Source organism: Azoarcus sp. DN11, from assembly GCF_003628555.1.
GTDB lineage: Bacteria > Pseudomonadota > Gammaproteobacteria > Burkholderiales > Rhodocyclaceae > Aromatoleum.
Window position 1 is genome coordinate 4178225 of record NZ_CP021731.1, and the last position, 16503, is coordinate 4194727.

The window sequence follows — 16503 nt, forward strand, 5'->3', positions numbered from 1 at the left end:
CCTCACTTCACTTCTTTCAGATGGAACAGGCGGTGCTTGTCGACCGTCGTCTCGAAGCCGTCGGGGACGACGAAGGTCGTCGCGTCGGATTCGATGATCGCGGGACCGACGATGTGGTTACCGGCCTTGAGCGACTCCATCTTCCACAGCGCCGCATCGACCCACTTCTTGTGGCGGTAGAAGGGACGGGTGCCGAGGTAGGCTTCCTTCGGCGGCGTCGGACCGCAGTCCGGGTCTTCCGGCAACACCGGTTTCTGCGTCACGACCATGCCGCGCAGGATCGCGCCGGTGATCGAGAAGCCCAGCTCCGGCGAACGCGCCGAATTGGCATAGACGCGGCCGTAGGTGTTCTCGAAGGTCTCGATGATCTTGTTCCAGTCGGCGGCCGTCGCAGCGCTGGACACCGGCGAGACGATCTCCAGATCGTTCAACTGGCCCATGTACTGCATCTTGTAGCCGGGGATCAGGATGACGTCTTCGGGCTTGTAGCCATTGAGCACGAACTCGTCGATGACCTTCACGGCGAGCTCCTCCCAGGCCTGCTGCAGCGTCTGACACGCGGTGGCCTTGTCGGCGTCGGGCGCGAGCTGCGCCACACCGAGGTCGACCGACTTGTCGTAGCGATACTCGAAGTCCGCGCACGCGCAGCCGAAGGCCGAGAAGCCGGCAGCCCATGCGGGCACGACGACGTCCTTGAAGCCGACACCTTCCGTGTAGCCATAGGTATGCACCGGACCGGCGCCACCGTAAGAGAAGCACGTGAACTCAGCCGGGTTGTAGCCCTTGGCGCTGATGTTCGCGCGCAGGTACTCCGAGAGCGTCAGATCGAGCAGCTCGATCACCCCCGCTGCCGCATCCTCGACCGAAAGGCCCAGCGGGTCCGCGATCTGTGCCTTGATGTGGTCGCGCGCGCGCTGCACATCCAGCTTGATCGCGCCACCGAGGAAGTTGTCGGGGTTGAGGTAGCCGAGCACGACGTGGCAATCGGAGACTGACACGGTGTCGAGGCCGCTTTCCGGCCAGCAGGTGCCGACGCGGTAACCGGCACTGTCCGGACCCAACTTGATCGACTTGCTGTACGGGTCGAGGCGCACGAAGCTGCCTGCGCCGGCACCAACCGAGTCCATCGCCACCAGCGGCAGCGACAGCACCAGCCGAGCCATGTCCGGGTCGGACTTGATCGCGAAGTTACCCTTGGTGATCAGCGCGACGTCGAAACTGGTGCCGCCGATGTCCGAGCACGCGATGTTCTCGTCGCCCAGGCACTCGCCCAGCAGCTTGGAGCCGATCACGCCGCCGATCGGGCCGGAAACAATGGTACGCGCCAGCTCTTTCGCCTTCCAACTGATCGTGCCGCCGTGTGTGGCCATCACGCGCAGGTCGAACTTCGCGCCGTGCTTCTTGAAACGGTCGCTGACCTTCTTCAGCGTCTGGCGCGAGGGCTCCGCACCGTAGGCCTCGAGGATGGTCGTGTTCATGCGGTGGCTTTCCTTGCGCGACGGGTAGTAGTCCACCGACGCGAACACCGGGATGTCGACTTTCAGCTTCTTCAGCTCGTCGCGGACGATATCGCGCGCGCGCAGCTCGCTCGCCTCGTTCTTGTGCGACTGCAGCAGGCAGATCACCACCGCCTGCGAACCGGCTTCGACCAGCTCGCGCGCAGCCTGGCGGACCTCGCCCTCGCGCAGCGGGATCACCACCTTGCCCTGCACATCGGTGCGCTCGGTCACGCCGCGGGTGCGCGACACCGGCACCAGCGGCTCGTCGTAGCGGTGAGTGTTGAGATGGATGCGGTCTTCCAGCGCGTAGCCAAGATAGCTCTGCAGCGCACGACCCATCGAGTGGATCTGCTCGAAACCCTTGTTGCAGATCAGGCCGACGTCGAGGCCCTTGCGCATCAGGATGCGGTTGAGCATCGCAGTGCCGGAATAGACGCAGGTGACGAGCTCGGGATAGACGTCGTCGACGTCGCGCCCCCAGTGCCCGAGGGCGTCCTGCGAGGAGTTGAAGATCGCGAGCGATTCGTCGCCGGGGTTGCTCTGCGCCTTGCCGACGACGAAACGGCCGTCGGCGCGTACGAAGAAGGTATCGGTCATCGTGCCGCCGGCATCGATGCCCATCACCTGCACCTGTGATGCTGCCTGTTGGACTTCCATGTTTGTCTCCATCATCTCCTGGATTGTCGAGTCGCCGCTGCTGCCGGCCCCCGGGAGTCCTGTTGCAGCGACCGTGCCAGATTCCGTCCACTGCAGCGCAGCAGACGGATGAACCAGAGAATGGAGGAAAATCGCCGCACGCCTTTCGCATTGCAGCAGGAAGCCACATGCACGGCGTACGACCAGAAAATGGAGGCTGTCCGGAAATCAAACGGACGCCCGGCCGCCGCTCAGGGCCTTCGAACGGGGCGAAGCGGGAACCGCCCGCGGGAAAGGACGTGGCTCATGCGCACAGACCGAAGGAGCACGACACCCGGCGGACACTGCATACGACACACACAAAAAAAAAGCGAAGCCACCAGGGCTTCGCGTCGGGTAATGCACGCGTCGGGGGCGACGCGTCAAACAGCCAAATCAGAACGGGATATCGTCGTCGAAATCCCCGAATCCGCCACTCCCCGACTGGCTCGGCGCCTTCTGGGCCGGCGCCTGCTGCGGCGCCGGGCGGGCGGGCGCGGAAGGCGCCTCGTAACCGCCCATCGGTGCGTCGCCACCCCCGCCCTGGCGCGACCCCAGCATCTTCATTTCGTCACCGCGGATCTCGGTCGTGTAGCGGTCCTGGCCGTCCTTGTCCTGCCATTTGCGCGTCTGCAGGCGCCCCTCGACATAGACCTGGCTGCCCTTGCGCAGGTACTGCGCGGCGATCTCCGCGAGGCGGCCGAAGAACACCACGCGGTGCCACTCGGTCGCTTCCTTGCGCTCACCGCTTTGCTTGTCCTTCCACGTTTCGGTGGTCGCCACGGTGATGTTGCAGATCGCGTCACCGCTCGGCGCGTAGCGGGTTTCCGGATCGCGCCCCAGGTTGCCGATCAGGATGACTTTGTTCAGGGAAGCCATGAGGTTCTCCTCGGATGTTTCAGGTTAGTGTGCCGCCGACGCCGGCGTCGCGCGGCGGGCGGGCGGATTCATTGAGACTGCGAGCAGCAGCCAGATCACGGCGAGCGCGCCGCACACCAGGTTTACCGCGCCGCTGCCGTAGTGTTCGGCCAGCCATCCCCCGAGCATGCCGCCGAGGAACAATCCGATCGACTGCAGCGTGTTGTACAGACCGAGGGCCGTGCCCTTCGCGTGCACCGGCGCCACCTTCGAAATCCACGACGGCAGGATCGCCTCGAGCACGTTGAACGCAACAAAGAAGAGCGTCAACCACAGGCCCAGCGTCACGACGTTCCGGCCGAAGGCGAACAGGCCGGCCTGCACGATCACGAGTAACACGATCGCCCCCCCGAACACCTGCTTCATGCGGTTGCGCCGCTCTGCCGCGATCACCGCTGGCACCATCGCCGCGAACGACAACACGACGGCTGGCAGGTAGACCTTCCAGTGCTCCGGCAGTGGCAGGTTCGCCCCGCTCACCAGCGCCGCCGGCACCGTCACCCACATCGCCGTCTGGATCAGGTGCAGCGCGAACACGCCAACGTTCAGCCGCATCAACTGGCCGTCGCGGATCACCTCGCCGAACAGCCCGGTTGGTGCACGCGGCACCGGCGGCGCCGCCGGCACGACATACACGACCACACCGATCGCCGCCGCCGCGAGCACGGCCGTCAGCCAGAAGATCCCGTTCATGCCAATCGCATTATACAGGATCGGCGCCGCGACCATCGACAGCGCGAACACGAGGCCGATGCTCGACCCGATCATCGCCATCACCTTGGTACGATGCTGGTCGCGCGTCAGATCTGCAGCGAGCGCGGTCACTGCCGCGGAGATCGCCCCCGCCCCCTGCAGCACACGCCCCGCGATCACGGTTTCGATATTGCCGGCGAGCGCCGCAACGGCGCTGCCGATCGCGAACAGCACGAGGCCGAAGACGATCACCGGCTTGCGCCCGAAACGGTCCGACGCCACGCCATAGGGCATCTGCAGGAAGGCCTGCGTCAGCCCGTAGGCACCGATCGCCAGCCCCACCAAGGTCAGGTTGTCCCCGCCCGGGAGATGATGCGCGTGCACCGAAAAGACCGGCAGGATCAGGAACAGCCCGAGCATGCGCAGCGCGAAGATCGCGGCGAGGCTCGCGCCAGCCCGGCGTTCGGCAGGGGTCATCGGATCATGCTCGGGTCGGGACATTGGCGTCGGCGCGTGGAGAAAACGGCGATTCTAGCACTGGCCGCCCACCGGTTTGGCTTGCGCCGGCGTTCTCTCGTATAGTGGCACGTTACCCTGTCGTCAGCCCGGCCCATGGACGAAATCCGCATTCGCGGCGCCCGCACCCACAACCTCAAGAACATCAGCCTCGAGCTGCCGCGCAACCGGCTCACCGTGATCACCGGTCTGTCCGGCTCGGGCAAGTCCTCGCTCGCCTTCGACACCCTCTACGCCGAAGGCCAGCGTCGCTACGTCGAGTCGCTGTCGGCCTACGCGCGCCAGTTCCTGCAGCTGATGGAAAAGCCCGACGTCGACCTGATCGAGGGCCTCTCGCCAGCGATCTCGATCGAGCAGAAAGCCACCAGCCACAACCCGCGCTCGACCGTCGGCACGATCACCGAGATCCACGACTACCTGCGCCTGCTCTACGCCCGCGCCGGCGCGCCGCACTGCCCCGACCACCCCGAACATGCACTCGAGGCGCAGACCGTTTCGCAGATGGTCGACCACGTCCTCGCGCTGCCCGAAGACACGCGCCTGATGATCCTCGCGCCGGTCGTCGCACACCGCAAGGGCGAGCAGAGCGACCTGTTCGCCGACCTGCGTGCACAAGGCTTCGTGCGCGTACGCGTCGACGGCCAGATCGCCGAGCTGGACGCCATGCCGGCACTGGAAAAGGGGCGGCGGCACACCGTCGAAGTCGTCATCGACCGCCTCAAGGTGCGCGGCGACCAGCGCGGACGCATCGCCGAATCCTTCGAGACCGCCCTCACGCACGCCGACGGCCGTGCCATCGCGGTCGAGATGGACAGCGGCACCGAGCACCTCTTTTCCGCACGCTTCGCCTGCCCGGTGTGCAGCTATGCGCTTGCCGAGCTCGAACCGCGCCTCTTTTCGTTCAACAACCCGGCCGGCGCCTGCCCCAAGTGCGACGGCCTCGGCCAGGTCGAATTCTTCGACCCCGCGCGCGTCGTCGCCCATCCCGAACTCTCGCTCGCAGCCGGTGCGATCCGCGGCTGGGACCGGCGCAACCAGTTCTACTTCCAGATGCTCGCGAGCCTCGCCGACCACTACGGCTTCGACATCGACACCCCGTTCGGCGAGCTGCCCGACGAAGTCCGGCAAGTCGTCCTGCACGGCTCCGGCCGCCACAAGATCGCCTTCCGCTACCTCTCCGACGGCGGGCGCATGGTCGCCAAGGAACACCCGTTCGAAGGCATCGTCCCCAACCTCGAACGCCGCTACCGCGAGACCGACTCCACCGCGGTGCGCGAGGAACTCGCGAAGCTGCGCGCGACACAGGCCTGCCCGAGCTGCCGCGGTACGCGCCTGCGCACCGAGGCGCGCCATGTGCTCATCGGCGACCGCTCGCTGCATGACGTGAGCCGCATGCCGCTGGGCGAATGCAAGGCCTTCTTCGACGGCCTCGCGCTCACCGGCCACCGCGGCCTCGTCGCCGCCAAGATCGTCAAGGAAATCTCCGACCGCCTCAGTTTCCTCATCAACGTCGGTCTCGACTATCTCTCCCTCGACCGCTCCGCCGACACCCTGTCGGGCGGCGAAGCCCAGCGCATCCGCCTCGCCAGCCAGATCGGCTCGGGCCTCACCGGCGTCATGTATGTGCTCGACGAACCCTCCATCGGCCTGCACCAGCGCGACAACGACCGCCTCCTCGGCACTCTGCGCCAGCTGCGCGACCTCGGCAACACGGTGATCGTGGTCGAGCACGACGAGGACGCGATCCGCTGCGCCGACTACGTCGTCGACATGGGCCCCGGCGCCGGCGTGCACGGCGGCGAAATCGTCGCGCGCGGCACCCCGGCCGAGATCGTCGCCAGCGACGACTCGCTCACCGGCGCCTACCTCGCCGGGCGCTACACCATCCCCATCCCGGCGCGCCGCACCGCCCCCGACCCCGAGCGCCAGCTGCGCCTCGAAGGCTGCAGCGGCAACAACCTCAAGAACGTCGAACTCACCATCCCCGTGGGCCTGCTCACCTGCATCACCGGGGTATCCGGGTCGGGCAAGTCGACCCTCATCAACGACACCCTGTACGCACTCACCGCCCGGCACCTGTACGGCTCGGCGGCGGAGCCCGCACCGTTTTCGGCCGCACACGGACTCGACCAGTTCGACAAGGTCATCAACGTCGACCAAAGTCCCATCGGCCGCACGCCGCGCTCCAACCCGGCGACCTACACCGGCCTGCTGACGCCGGTACGCGAGCTGTTTGCCGGCGTCCCCGACGCCCGCGCGCGCGGCTACGGCCCCGGGCGCTTCTCCTTCAACGTCAAGGGCGGCCGCTGCGAAGCCTGCCAGGGCGACGGCATGATCAAGGTGGAAATGCACTTCCTGCCCGACATGTACGTCCCCTGCGACGTCTGCCACGGCCGGCGCTACAACCGCGAAACGCTGGAAATCCGCTACAAGGGCCGGACCATCGACGAAGTCCTCGCCCTGACCGTCGAGAATGCCCTCGACTTCTTCCGGGCCGTCCCCGCGATCGCGCGCAAACTCGAAACACTGATGGATGTCGGACTCGGCTACATCCGCCTGGGCCAAAGCGCCACCACGCTCTCGGGCGGCGAAGCGCAGCGCGTGAAGCTCGCACTCGAACTCTCCAAACGCGATACCGGCCGCACCCTCTACATTCTCGACGAACCGACCACCGGCCTGCACTTCCGCGACATCGAGCTCCTGCTCGGCGTACTCCACCGCCTGCGCGACCATGGCAACACCATCGTCGTCATCGAACACAACCTCGACGTCATCAAGACCGCGGACTGGCTCATCGACCTCGGCCCCGAAGGCGGCGACCGCGGCGGCCGCATCCTGTGCAGCGGCCCGCCCGAACTCATCGCCGCCCACCCGGACAGCCACACCGGCCGCTACCTGAAGCGCCTGCTCGGCCCCGTCGCCGAAACGTAAGCGGAAAAACTCCTCATGCACGCTTACAATTCGAAGCAGATCGTCTTCGACTATTCTGGAGAATACGGCAGCCCCCGCGCAGCACCGCTCACACCATTCAGGAGAACCTCATGCCGGAAGTTCCAGGCGACGTCCAAAGCGTCTTTCTCGATCGCATCGAACGGCGCGTCAAGATCCTCAAGACCCTGCTCGATGCGGGCTTGGGCGTTTATCAGGCGGCCGAGGAGGACAAGCGCAAGCGCGCGGTCGAAACGGTCGTGCGCATGACCGCCCGAACGAGCGAACTGCCTCAACTCAAACCCGAAACCCTCGCCAAGGCATGCCACATCGTCGCGAGCCACCTGGATGCGATGCAGAAAGTCCTTCCTCACGACGTCCAGTACCGCAACCGCGTGCGCAAGGCGTGGTGATTCGCAGGCGCGCCAGCTCGCTCCCATCCGACCCCGCCCGCCACCAACACCGCACCCATAACCCAAGCCGCCCTCTTCAAGCGACACTGGGGCGGCCGCCAAAAAAATGGGCCGCATAGCGGCCCATTTTCCATGACACGAAGGTAGCGACGCGAATTCTTACGCCGCAGCGGCTTCCTTCGTTTCACCAGCCACGTCGCCCTCGACGTCAGCCGCGCGATCCAGCAGTTCGACCAGCGCCATCGGCGCATTGTCGCCGTCGCGGAAACCGAACTTCAGGATGCGCAGATAGCCGCCGTTGCGGGCCGAAAAACGCGGGCCCAGTTCGTCGAAGAGTTTCACGACCATGTCGCGGTCGCGCAGGCGGCTGAACGCCAGACGACGGTTCGACAGACTGGGTTTCTTGCCCAGGGTGATCAGCGGCTCGACCACGCGGCGCAGTTCCTTGGCCTTGGGCAGCGTCGTCTTGATGACTTCGTGACGCAGCAGCGAATTCGCCATGTTGCGGAACATCGCCTGACGATGCGCGCTGGTACGGTTAAGCTTGCGAAGACCGTTGCGGTGACGCATTTCTATTCCTCACTCAACTGCGCCGACTCAACCGAGCTTCTCGAGCCCGGCCGGCGGCCAGTTTTCCAGTTTCATGCCGAGCGTAAGCCCACGCGAGGCCAACACTTCCTTGATTTCGTTCAGCGACTTGCGGCCGAGGTTCGGGGTCTTCAGCAGCTCGGTTTCCGTACGCTGGATCAGATCGCCGATGTAGTAGATGTTCTCGGCCTTCAGGCAGTTGGCCGACCGCACGGTCAGCTCGAGATCATCGACCGGGCGCAGCAGCACCGGATCGATCACCTGTGCTGCAGCGACTTCCGCCACCGGCGCCGTACCTTCCAGATCCGCAAACACCGACAACTGATCCATCAGCACGCGGGCCGCATAGCGAATCGCCTCTTCGGGGTCCACCGCACCGTTGGTCTCGATGTCGATCACGAGCCGATCCAGGTCGGTGCGCTGTTCGACGCGGGCGCTCTCGACCAGGTAGCTCACTCGACGCACCGGGCTGAACGAGGCGTCCAGCACGATGTGACCGATGCTCTTGCTTTCACCCGTTGCCGGGCGCACGTTGCCAGGAACGTAACCGCGGCCCTCCTCCACTTTGATCTGCATGTCCAGCTTGCCGCCCGGGGCAAGGTGCGCGATCACGTGATCAGGATTGATGATTTCGACATCGTGGCCGGCTTCGATATCACGTGCGGTGACAACGCCGTCACCGGACTTCGAAAGACGCAGCGTCGCCTCACCGCGGTTATGCAGCTTCAGTACCACGCCTTTGAGGTTCAACAGCAGGTCGACGATATCCTCGCGCACCCCGTCCAGGGTCGAGTACTCGTGCAGCACCCCCTCAATCGCGACTTCCGTCGGAGCATAGCCCGGCAGCGAGGAAAGGAGGATGCGCCGCAGCGCATTCCCCAGGGTATGACCGAAACCGCGTTCGAACGGCTCCATCGTCACGCGCGCCTGAACAGGCGACACGGATTGGACGTCGATGATGCGCGGTTTCAGCAGTGAATTGCTTTGCATCAGCAGTTCCTCGGATCAGTGAGTCTTCAGGCGAACCCGTTAGCGGGAGTACAGTTCGACGACGAGACCTTCATTGATCGTCGGCGGCAGCTCCGAACGCTGCGGATAGGCCTTGAACACACCCTTGCCCGCCTTGGCATCGACTTCCAGCCACTCAGGGAACCCGCGAGCCGCTGCTGCCTCCAGCGCTGCCTTCACGCGCAACTGGCCGCGCGCAGCTTCGGTAAGCTCGACCACTTCGCCCGGACGCACGACGTACGACGGGATGTTGACGCGCTTGCCATTCACGAGAATGCTGTTGTGCCGAACCAGCTGGCGTGCTTCCGCGCGCGAGCCGCCGAAGCCCATGCGGTAGACGACGGAGTCCAGACGGCCTTCGAGCAACTGCAGCAGGTTTTCGCCCGTCTGACCGCGGCGGCGGTCAGCTTCGGCATACACCTTGCGGAACTGCGCTTCGAGCACGCCGTAGAGACGGCGGATCTTCTGCTTTTCACGCAGCTGAACGCCATACCCGGACAGCCGCTGACCGGAGCGCTGGCCATGCTGGCCAGGGGCATACGACCGGCGCTCGATCGCGCACTTGTCGGTAAAGCATTTTTCAGCCTTCAGAAACAGCTTCTCGCCTTCGCGACGGCACTGACGGCATTTGGGATCCAGATTACGAGCCACGTTTCAACTCCTTGTCAGATGCGACGCTTCTTCGGCGGACGGCAGCCGTTGTGCGGGATCGGCGTGATGTCGGTAATGCTGGAGATCTTCATGCCCAGCGCGTTCAGGGCGCGAACGGCAGACTCGCGGCCGGGGCCGGGGCCCTTGATGCGCACTTCGAGATTCTTCACGCCGCATTCCTGGGCGGCCTTGCCAGCCGCCTCGGCCGCGACCTGAGCAGCGAACGGCGTGCTCTTGCGCGAGCCCTTGAAGCCCGCGCCGCCCGACGTCGCCCACGACAGGGCGTTGCCCTGACGGTCGGTAATCGTGATGATCGTGTTGTTGAAGCTCGCGTGAACGTGAGCGATGCCTTCGGCAACGTTCTTCTTGACTTTCTTGCGAACTTTCGTTGCGGTTTTAGCCATTATCAGTCCTTATTACTTCTTGCCGGCGATCGCCTTGCGCGGTCCCTTGCGGGTGCGGGCGTTGGTCCGGGTCCTCTGACCGCGCAGCGGAAGACCGCGGCGGTGACGGACACCTCGATAGCAGCCCAGGTCCATCAGGCGCTTGATATTCATCGTCACTTCACGGCGAAGATCGCCTTCGACGACAAATCTGGCCACCTCATCGCGCAGGCGCTCCATATCCGACTCGGTAAGATCCTTCACCTTGACGGAACGCACGATATTGGCAGCGTCACAGATCTTCTGAGCACGCGAACGGCCAATTCCATAGATGGCGGTCAGCGCAATCTCGGCATGCTTGTGATTGGGAATGTTTACCCCAGCAATACGGGCCATTCGATTACCCCAAAAAGCTAAACATTAAATGTTAATCCCTCAACGCCCGAATATCAACCCTGGCGCTGCTTGTGCCGCGGGTCCGCGCAGATGACACGAACCACACCCTTGCGACGAACGATCTTGCAGTTGCGGCACAGCCGCTTGACCGAAGCCTGAACTCTCATTTCCTTGCTCCTGTTTCTTGATTACTTGGTCCGGAACACGATCCGGGCCTTGGTCAGGTCGTAGGGCGTCAACTGCACTGTGACCTTGTCGCCGGGGAGAATGCGGATGTAGTGCATGCGCATTTTTCCGGAGATGTACCCGAGGACCATGTGTCCGTTTTCGAGTCGGACGCGGAACGTTGCATTGGGAAGGTTCTCGGTCACCTCCCCCTGCATCTCGATGACGTCTTCCTTCGCCATAACTTACCGGATTGGAAGCCCCGCCCCCTTGAAATTCGCTTTCTTCAGCAGGCTTTCGTACTGATGCGACATCACGTATGCCTGGACCTGCGCCATGAAGTCCATCGTCACCACCACGATGATCAGCAGCGAGGTCCCCCCGAAATAGAACGGCACGTTCCATTTCAGGATCAGGAATTCCGGAAGCAGACACACCAGCGTGATGTACACCGCCCCCACCAGCGTGAGCCGGGTGAGGATCTTGTCGATGTACCGGGCCGTCTGGTCACCCGGACGGATGCCCGGAACGAATGCCCCGCTCTTCTTCAGGTTGTCCGCCGTCTCCCGTGCGTTGAACACGAGGGCGGTGTAGAAGAAGCAGAAGAACACGATCGCCAGCGCGTACAGCATCACGTAGATCGGCTGACCGGGAGCGAGTTTGGCCGAAAGATCCCGCAGCCAGATCATGCTCTCCGACGAACCGAACCACTGACCCAGCGTCGCAGGGAACAGGATGATGCTCGACGCGAAGATCGGCGGAATCACACCGGACATGTTGAGCTTCAGCGGCAGATGCGAGCTCTGTCCGCCATAGATCTTGTTGCCCACCTGCCGTTTGGCGTAATTCACCAGGATCTTGCGCTGCCCACGCTCGACGAACACCACGAACGCGGTCACCAGCACGACCAGCACACAGATCAGCAGCGCCGTGAAGGGATGCATCGCCCCCGTGCGCACCAGTTCGAACAGCCCGGCGATGGAGCCCGGCAACCCCGCTGCGATACCACCGAAGATGATCAGCGAGATCCCGTTGCCCAGCCCGCGTTCCGTGATCTGCTCACCCAGCCACATCAGGAACATCGTACCCGTGACCAGCGTTGCCACAGTCACGAACCGAAACGTAAGACCCGGATCGAGCACAAGCCCCGCCTGCCCCTCAAGCGCTATTGCGATGCCAAGGGACTGAGCAAGAGCCAGTACAAGGGTGCCGGCGCGCGTGTACTGCGTGATCTTCCGCCGACCGGCTTCGCCTTCCTTCTTCAGAGCTTCGAGCGACGGCACCGCAACGGTCATCAGCTGCATGATGATCGACGCCGAGATATACGGCATGATCCCCAGCGCGAAGATCGTGAAACGCGACAGCGCACCACCCGAAAACAGGTTGAAGACCCCGAGAATCCCCCCCGATTGCGACTGGAACAACTCAGCCAGCCGATTGGGGTCGATTCCGGGCACGGGAATATGCGCACCGATGCGGTAAACGATCAGCGCGCCGACCAAGAACATCAGTCGGCGCTTCAGATCGCCAAAGCGACCGGGCGTACCCAACGTGGCAGCAGGATTGGCCACAGCTCGGTTCCTTGCTTATTCGGCGACGACGGAACCGCCGGCAGCCTCGATGGCAGCCAGCGCACCCTTCGTGGCGCTCACGCCACGCAGGGTCACCTTGCGCCCGATCGAACCGGACAGCACGACCTTCGCGGACAGCGTATCGCTTGGCACCACACCGGCCTGCATCAGCACGAGCAGATCGATCTCGTCCACCGGGAGCTTGTCCACTTCGGACAGACGCACCTCGGCGTTACGTGAACCGGTGAGCGAGACGAAGCCACGCTTCGGCAGGCGACGCTGCAGCGGCATCTGACCGCCTTCAAAGCCGACCTTGTGGAAACCGCCCGAGCGGGACTTCTGCCCCTTGTGGCCACGGCCGCAAGTCTTGCCGAGGCCGCTGCCGATGCCGCGCCCTACGCGCTTGCCGGCGGCCTTCGAGCCCGCCGCGGGTTTAATCGTATTCAGACGCATCTCAACCCTCACACTTCACCAGGTAGGACACCTTGTTCACCATGCCGCGAACTTCCGGGGTGTCCTGGAGTTCAACGGTATGGTTCAGGCGGCGCAGACCGAGTCCGCGCACCGTCGCACGGTGCGACTGTTTGGTACCGATAACGCTCTTGACCAGCGTAACCTTGATCGTTTTCTCGGCCATGGCTTACCCCAGAATCTCTTCGACGCTCTTGCCACGCTTTGCAGCAATCTCCGCCGGCGTATTGACCGCCAGGAGGCCGTTCAGCGTTGCACGCACGACGTTGTATGGATTCGACGAGCCGATGCACTTGCACGTCACGTCGGTCACACCCATGACCTCGAAGACGGCGCGCATCGGACCGCCGGCGATGATGCCGGTACCGCTCGGTGCCGGCTGCATCAGGACCGAAGAGGCGCCGTGCTTGCCGATGACCGAATGCTGCAGCGTGCCGTTCTTCAGCGAGATCTTGACCATCTTGCGGCGCGCTTCATCCATGGCTTTCTGCACCGCCACCGGGACTTCGCGGGACTTGCCCTTGCCCATGCCGATGCCGCCATCGCCGTCGCCAACCACCGTCAGCGCCGCGAAACCGAGGATACGACCGCCCTTCACGACCTTGGTGACACGGTTGATGGCGACCATCTTCTCGCGCAGGCCGTCGTCACGCTCCTCGGAAGCCTGCGGACGCTTGCTTTGTTGCTTAGCCATACGTTTCCTCGCTTAGAACTTGAGACCGCCTTCGCGGGCGGCCTCGGCCAGCGCCTTGACGCGACCGTGATACTGGAAGCCGGCGCGATCGAACGCGACAGACTCGATACCCGCGGCCTTCGCACGCTCGGCAATCAGCTTGCCGACCACCGCCGCGGCGGCAGCGTTGCCGCCATGGGCCAGTTGCGAACGCACGTCAGCCTCGACCGTGGAGGCCGCTGCAAGCACCCGCGCGCCGGAACCGTCGATGATCTGGGCGTAGATATGGGAATTGGAACGGAACACAGTCAGACGAACCGCCTTCAGTTCCGCGATTTTGGCTCGGGTTTTACGAGCACGACGCAGACGAACCACTTTCTTGTTCATATCGAACCGCCCTTACTTCTTCTTGGTTTCCTTGAGCACGACCACTTCGTCCGCGTAACGGACGCCCTTGCCCTTGTAGGGTTCGGGAGCGCGGTATGCACGCACTTCGGCCGCCACCTGGCCAACCTGCTGCTTGTCGATGCCCTTGATGACGATCTCGGTCTGGGAAGGCGTTTCCACCTTCACGCCTACCGGCATCTGATGCACGACCGGATGCGAGAAACCGAGCGTCAGGTTGAGCTTGTCGCCCTGAGCCTGAGCACGATAACCCACGCCGACGAGGGTCAGCTTGCGCTCGAAGCCCTTGGTCACGCCGGTAACCATGTTGTTCACCAGCGCACGGACGGTACCCGACATCGCACGGCCATTCGCCGCACCAGCAACCGCAGCGAACAGCAGCGCATCGCCTTCGCGCTGAACCGACACGGCATTGCCGATGTATTGCTTGACGGTACCCAGCGGCCCCTTCACGGAGACTTCGCCGCCCGCGACCGTCACATCGACGCCGCCGGGGATTGCCACCGGATTTTTAGCTACACGAGACATGAGACCCCCTTAAGCGACGTAACAGATGACTTCGCCGCCCACGCGTCCGGCGCGCGCCGCACGGTCGGTCATGACGCCACGCGGCGTGGAAACAATCGCCACACCCAGGCCGTTCATGACGCGCGGAAGATCGTCACTGCCCTTGTAAACACGCAGGCCGGGACGGCTGACGCGTTCGATGCGCTCGATGACCGGGCGACCGGCGTAGTACTTCAGCACCACGTCCAGCTGAACCTTGCCTTCGGCATCACGCACTGCATAACCGTCGATGTAACCTTCATCCTGCAGCACCTTGGCGATCGCGACTTTCAGCTTTGAGCTGGGCATCGACACGCTCTGCTTCTGAGCCTGTTGGCCATTGCGGATGCGGGTCAGCATATCGGCGATCGGATCGGACATACTCATTCGATAATCTCCTTACCAGCTCGCCTTGGTCATGCCCGGCACTTCGCCGCGGAACGCGAGGTCGCGCAGCTTGTTCCGGCAAAGACCGAACTTACGGAAAACGCCCCGCGGACGCCCCGTCAGGGCGCAGCGATTGCGCTCGCGAACCGGGCTTGCATTGCGCGGAAGCTGCTGCAGCTTCAGACGAGCAGCCATGCGCTCTTCTTCAGGCAACTTGAAATCGTTGATCTGAGCGATCAGCGCTGCACGCTTGGCGGCGAATTTCTCGACCGTCTTGCGGCGCTTCTCTTCTCGATTGATCAGAGCCAGTTTTGCCATAACACCCTCAATTCTTGAACGGGAACTTGAACGCCGCGAGCAGAGCCCGAGCTTCCTGATCGGTCTTGGCCGTCGTCGTGATGCTGATGTTCATCCCCCGCAGAGCATCGATCTTGTCGTACTCGATTTCCGGGAAAATGATCTGTTCCTTGACACCCAGGTTGTAATTGCCGCGACCGTCGAAGCCCTTGCCGGCGATCCCGCGGAAGTCGCGGATACGCGGCATCGCGATCGTCACGAGACGATCGAGAAACTCGAACATCTTCTCGCCGCGCAGGGTCACCATGCAGCCGATCGGATAACCATCACGGATCTTGAAACCCGCGATCGACTTGCGCGCCTTCGTCACGACCGGCTTTTGACCAGCGATCTTCTGCATGTCGCCAACGGCATGCTCGAGGATCTTCTTGTCACCGACCGCCTCACCGACACCCATGTTCAGCGTGATCTTCGTGATGCGAGGCACTTCCATCACGGACTTGTACCCGAACTGCTTGAGCAACTCGGGAGAAATCGTTTCTTTGTAGTACTGCTGCAAGCGCGCCATCACCGCTCCTTACGCGTCGACCAGTTCGCCATTCGACTTGAAGAAGCGCACCTTGCGACCATCCTCAAGCACCCGGATACCCACGCGATCACCCTTCTGGGCCGCGGAGTTGAACAAAGCGACGTTCGAGATATGGAGCGGCATTTCCTTTTCGACGATACCACCCACCTCACCCTTGAGCGGGTTCGGACGCACGTGCTTCTTCGCGCGATTCACACCCTCGACCACGAGATGCTCATCACCAACCCGACGCAGCACGACACCGCGACGACCGCGGTCCTTGCCTGCCAGGACAACAACCTCATCACCTTTGCGGATCTTGTTCATCTCGACAACTCCTTAGAGCACTTCAGGCGCCAGCGAGACGATCTTCATGAACCGCTCGGTACGCAGCTCGCGCGTCACCGGCCCGAAGATACGGGTACCAATCGGCTCGAGCTTGTTATTCAGCAACACAGCGGCATTGCCATCGAACTTGACAAGCGAACCGTCGGGACGGCGCACGCCTTTCGCGGTACGCACCACAACGGCACTGTAGATGTCGCCTTTCTTGACGCGACCGCGCGGCGCTGCATCCTTGACGGTTACCTTGATGATGTCGCCAATGCTGGCATAGCGACGCTTCGAGCCACCAAGCACCTTGATGCACATCACCGAACGCGCGCCCGTATTGTCGGCGACGTCCAGAATGGACTGCATTTGAATCATGAATTTATCTCCAACTTGCCCCGCTACAGCGGTCAGTCTTGGAA

The 16503-nt window shown here is 63.4% G+C and carries 23 protein-coding genes; 2 read left to right on the top strand and 21 right to left on the bottom strand.

Translation table 11 applies throughout. The features are described 5' to 3' along the window. Window positions 1-2: 2 nt before the first annotated feature. The 3 genes from CDA09_RS19390 to CDA09_RS19400 all read right to left on the bottom strand — a co-directional run bounded on the left by CDA09_RS19390 (window position 3) and on the right by CDA09_RS19400 (window position 4262). Complete coding sequence (locus tag CDA09_RS19390; protein WP_121430146.1) at window positions 3-2156, bottom strand: hydantoinase/oxoprolinase family protein; 2154 nt, start codon at window positions 2154-2156, stop codon at window positions 3-5. Window positions 2157-2570: 414 nt separating this feature from the next. After that, window positions 2571-3053, bottom strand: a complete 483-nt coding sequence (gene ssb, locus CDA09_RS19395) for a single-stranded DNA-binding protein (protein ID WP_121430147.1) — start codon at window positions 3051-3053, stop codon at window positions 2571-2573. Between the two features lie 24 nt (window positions 3054-3077). Further along, window positions 3078-4262, bottom strand: coding sequence for an MFS transporter (locus CDA09_RS19400; protein WP_121430148.1), 1185 nt, complete (start codon window positions 4260-4262; stop codon window positions 3078-3080). A 135-nt stretch (window positions 4263-4397) separates the two neighbouring features. On the opposite strand from CDA09_RS19400, the gene uvrA reads away from it, so the two are divergent. After that, complete coding sequence (uvrA, locus tag CDA09_RS19405) at window positions 4398-7232, top strand: excinuclease ABC subunit UvrA (protein ID WP_121430149.1); 2835 nt, start codon at window positions 4398-4400, stop codon at window positions 7230-7232. A gap of 110 nt (window positions 7233-7342) precedes the next feature. Next, the gene (locus tag CDA09_RS19410) at window positions 7343-7642 is read left to right on the top strand and encodes a hypothetical protein (protein ID WP_121430150.1); all 300 of its coding nucleotides are present in this window, start codon (window positions 7343-7345) and stop codon (window positions 7640-7642) included. A gap of 159 nt (window positions 7643-7801) precedes the next feature. Here CDA09_RS19410 and rplQ read toward each other — a convergent pair whose 3' ends face one another. The 18 genes from rplQ to rplN are packed head-to-tail and all read right to left on the bottom strand — an operon-like array spanning window position 7802 to window position 16459. Next, complete coding sequence (gene rplQ, locus CDA09_RS19415) at window positions 7802-8212, bottom strand: 50S ribosomal protein L17 (RefSeq protein ID WP_121430151.1); 411 nt, start codon at window positions 8210-8212, stop codon at window positions 7802-7804. A gap of 27 nt (window positions 8213-8239) precedes the next feature. After that, on the bottom strand, window positions 8240-9220 hold the full coding sequence (locus tag CDA09_RS19420; RefSeq protein WP_121430152.1) for a DNA-directed RNA polymerase subunit alpha: 981 nt from the start codon (window positions 9218-9220) through the stop codon (window positions 8240-8242). 39 nt (window positions 9221-9259) lie between these two features. Beyond that, entirely contained in the window at window positions 9260-9889 is a 630-nt protein-coding gene (gene rpsD, locus CDA09_RS19425; RefSeq protein ID WP_121430153.1) for a 30S ribosomal protein S4, read from the bottom strand. A 14-nt stretch (window positions 9890-9903) separates the two neighbouring features. Further along, the gene (gene rpsK, locus CDA09_RS19430; protein ID WP_121430154.1) at window positions 9904-10293 is read right to left on the bottom strand and encodes a 30S ribosomal protein S11; all 390 of its coding nucleotides are present in this window, start codon (window positions 10291-10293) and stop codon (window positions 9904-9906) included. A 12-nt stretch (window positions 10294-10305) separates the two neighbouring features. After that, a complete protein-coding gene (gene rpsM, locus CDA09_RS19435; protein WP_121430155.1) occupies window positions 10306-10668 on the bottom strand; it encodes a 30S ribosomal protein S13 in 363 nt (120 codons plus the stop codon). Between the two features lie 53 nt (window positions 10669-10721). After that, window positions 10722-10835 carry a 50S ribosomal protein L36 gene (rpmJ, locus tag CDA09_RS19440; protein WP_076603157.1) on the bottom strand — a complete coding sequence of 38 codons (114 nt, stop codon included), beginning with the start codon at window positions 10833-10835 and terminating at the stop codon, window positions 10722-10724. A 21-nt stretch (window positions 10836-10856) separates the two neighbouring features. Next, window positions 10857-11075, bottom strand: coding sequence for a translation initiation factor IF-1 (gene infA, locus CDA09_RS19445; RefSeq protein ID WP_015437563.1), 219 nt, complete (start codon window positions 11073-11075; stop codon window positions 10857-10859). Between the two features lie 3 nt (window positions 11076-11078). Then, window positions 11079-12404: a preprotein translocase subunit SecY gene (gene secY, locus CDA09_RS19450; protein ID WP_121430156.1), complete on the bottom strand. Its 1326-nt coding sequence runs from the start codon at window positions 12402-12404 to the stop codon at window positions 11079-11081. 15 nt (window positions 12405-12419) lie between these two features. Continuing rightward, window positions 12420-12857 carry a 50S ribosomal protein L15 gene (gene rplO, locus CDA09_RS19455; RefSeq protein WP_121430157.1) on the bottom strand — a complete coding sequence of 146 codons (438 nt, stop codon included), beginning with the start codon at window positions 12855-12857 and terminating at the stop codon, window positions 12420-12422. 1 nt (window position 12858) lies between these two features. After that, entirely contained in the window at window positions 12859-13041 is a 183-nt protein-coding gene (gene rpmD / locus CDA09_RS19460; protein WP_015437566.1) for a 50S ribosomal protein L30, read from the bottom strand. 3 nt (window positions 13042-13044) lie between these two features. Further along, complete coding sequence (gene rpsE, locus CDA09_RS19465; protein ID WP_121430158.1) at window positions 13045-13569, bottom strand: 30S ribosomal protein S5; 525 nt, start codon at window positions 13567-13569, stop codon at window positions 13045-13047. A gap of 12 nt (window positions 13570-13581) precedes the next feature. Beyond that, entirely contained in the window at window positions 13582-13935 is a 354-nt protein-coding gene (gene rplR / locus CDA09_RS19470; protein ID WP_121430159.1) for a 50S ribosomal protein L18, read from the bottom strand. Between the two features lie 12 nt (window positions 13936-13947). After that, on the bottom strand, window positions 13948-14481 hold the full coding sequence (gene rplF, locus CDA09_RS19475; protein ID WP_121430160.1) for a 50S ribosomal protein L6: 534 nt from the start codon (window positions 14479-14481) through the stop codon (window positions 13948-13950). Between the two features lie 9 nt (window positions 14482-14490). After that, entirely contained in the window at window positions 14491-14886 is a 396-nt protein-coding gene (gene rpsH, locus CDA09_RS19480) for a 30S ribosomal protein S8 (RefSeq protein WP_121430161.1), read from the bottom strand. 12 nt (window positions 14887-14898) lie between these two features. Further along, window positions 14899-15204, bottom strand: coding sequence for a 30S ribosomal protein S14 (gene rpsN, locus CDA09_RS19485; protein WP_121430162.1), 306 nt, complete (start codon window positions 15202-15204; stop codon window positions 14899-14901). A gap of 7 nt (window positions 15205-15211) precedes the next feature. Further along, window positions 15212-15751 (bottom strand): 50S ribosomal protein L5, encoded by a 540-nt coding sequence (rplE, locus tag CDA09_RS19490; RefSeq protein WP_121430163.1) that lies wholly within the window; start codon window positions 15749-15751, stop codon window positions 15212-15214. 9 nt (window positions 15752-15760) lie between these two features. Then, complete coding sequence (gene rplX / locus CDA09_RS19495; RefSeq protein ID WP_121430164.1) at window positions 15761-16078, bottom strand: 50S ribosomal protein L24; 318 nt, start codon at window positions 16076-16078, stop codon at window positions 15761-15763. Window positions 16079-16090: 12 nt separating this feature from the next. Continuing rightward, window positions 16091-16459, bottom strand: coding sequence for a 50S ribosomal protein L14 (gene rplN, locus CDA09_RS19500; RefSeq protein ID WP_121430165.1), 369 nt, complete (start codon window positions 16457-16459; stop codon window positions 16091-16093). Between the last annotated feature and the right edge of the window lie 44 nt (window positions 16460-16503).

Bases quoted from the DNA above. Each gene is read 5' to 3' on its own strand.
- CDA09_RS19390 (WP_121430146.1), bottom strand. From the start codon at position 2,156: ATGGAAGTCCAACAGGCAGCATCACAGGTGCAGGTGATGGGCATCGAT.
- ssb (WP_121430147.1), bottom strand. From the start codon at position 3,053: ATGGCTTCCCTGAACAAAGTCATCCTGATCGGCAACCTGGGGCGCGAT.
- CDA09_RS19400 (WP_121430148.1), bottom strand. From the start codon at position 4,262: ATGACCCCTGCCGAACGCCGGGCTGGCGCGAGCCTCGCCGCGATCTTC.
- uvrA (WP_121430149.1), top strand. From the start codon at position 4,398: ATGGACGAAATCCGCATTCGCGGCGCCCGCACCCACAACCTCAAGAAC.
- CDA09_RS19410 (WP_121430150.1), top strand. From the start codon at position 7,343: ATGCCGGAAGTTCCAGGCGACGTCCAAAGCGTCTTTCTCGATCGCATC.
- rplQ (WP_121430151.1), bottom strand. From the start codon at position 8,212: ATGCGTCACCGCAACGGTCTTCGCAAGCTTAACCGTACCAGCGCGCAT.
- CDA09_RS19420 (WP_121430152.1), bottom strand. From the start codon at position 9,220: ATGCAAAGCAATTCACTGCTGAAACCGCGCATCATCGACGTCCAATCC.
- rpsK (WP_121430154.1), bottom strand. From the start codon at position 10,293: ATGGCTAAAACCGCAACGAAAGTTCGCAAGAAAGTCAAGAAGAACGTT.
- rpsM (WP_121430155.1), bottom strand. From the start codon at position 10,668: ATGGCCCGTATTGCTGGGGTAAACATTCCCAATCACAAGCATGCCGAG.
- rpmJ (WP_076603157.1), bottom strand. From the start codon at position 10,835: ATGAGAGTTCAGGCTTCGGTCAAGCGGCTGTGCCGCAACTGCAAGATC.
- infA (WP_015437563.1), bottom strand. From the start codon at position 11,075: ATGGCGAAGGAAGACGTCATCGAGATGCAGGGGGAGGTGACCGAGAAC.
- rplO (WP_121430157.1), bottom strand. From the start codon at position 12,857: ATGCGTCTGAATACGATTAAACCCGCGGCGGGCTCGAAGGCCGCCGGC.
- rpmD (WP_015437566.1), bottom strand. From the start codon at position 13,041: ATGGCCGAGAAAACGATCAAGGTTACGCTGGTCAAGAGCGTTATCGGT.
- rpsE (WP_121430158.1), bottom strand. From the start codon at position 13,569: ATGGCTAAGCAACAAAGCAAGCGTCCGCAGGCTTCCGAGGAGCGTGAC.
- rplR (WP_121430159.1), bottom strand. From the start codon at position 13,935: ATGAACAAGAAAGTGGTTCGTCTGCGTCGTGCTCGTAAAACCCGAGCC.
- rplF (WP_121430160.1), bottom strand. From the start codon at position 14,481: ATGTCTCGTGTAGCTAAAAATCCGGTGGCAATCCCCGGCGGCGTCGAT.
- rpsH (WP_121430161.1), bottom strand. From the start codon at position 14,886: ATGAGTATGTCCGATCCGATCGCCGATATGCTGACCCGCATCCGCAAT.
- rpsN (WP_121430162.1), bottom strand. From the start codon at position 15,204: ATGGCAAAACTGGCTCTGATCAATCGAGAAGAGAAGCGCCGCAAGACG.
- rplE (WP_121430163.1), bottom strand. From the start codon at position 15,751: ATGGCGCGCTTGCAGCAGTACTACAAAGAAACGATTTCTCCCGAGTTG.
- rplX (WP_121430164.1), bottom strand. From the start codon at position 16,078: ATGAACAAGATCCGCAAAGGTGATGAGGTTGTTGTCCTGGCAGGCAAG.
- rplN (WP_121430165.1), bottom strand. From the start codon at position 16,459: ATGATTCAAATGCAGTCCATTCTGGACGTCGCCGACAATACGGGCGCG.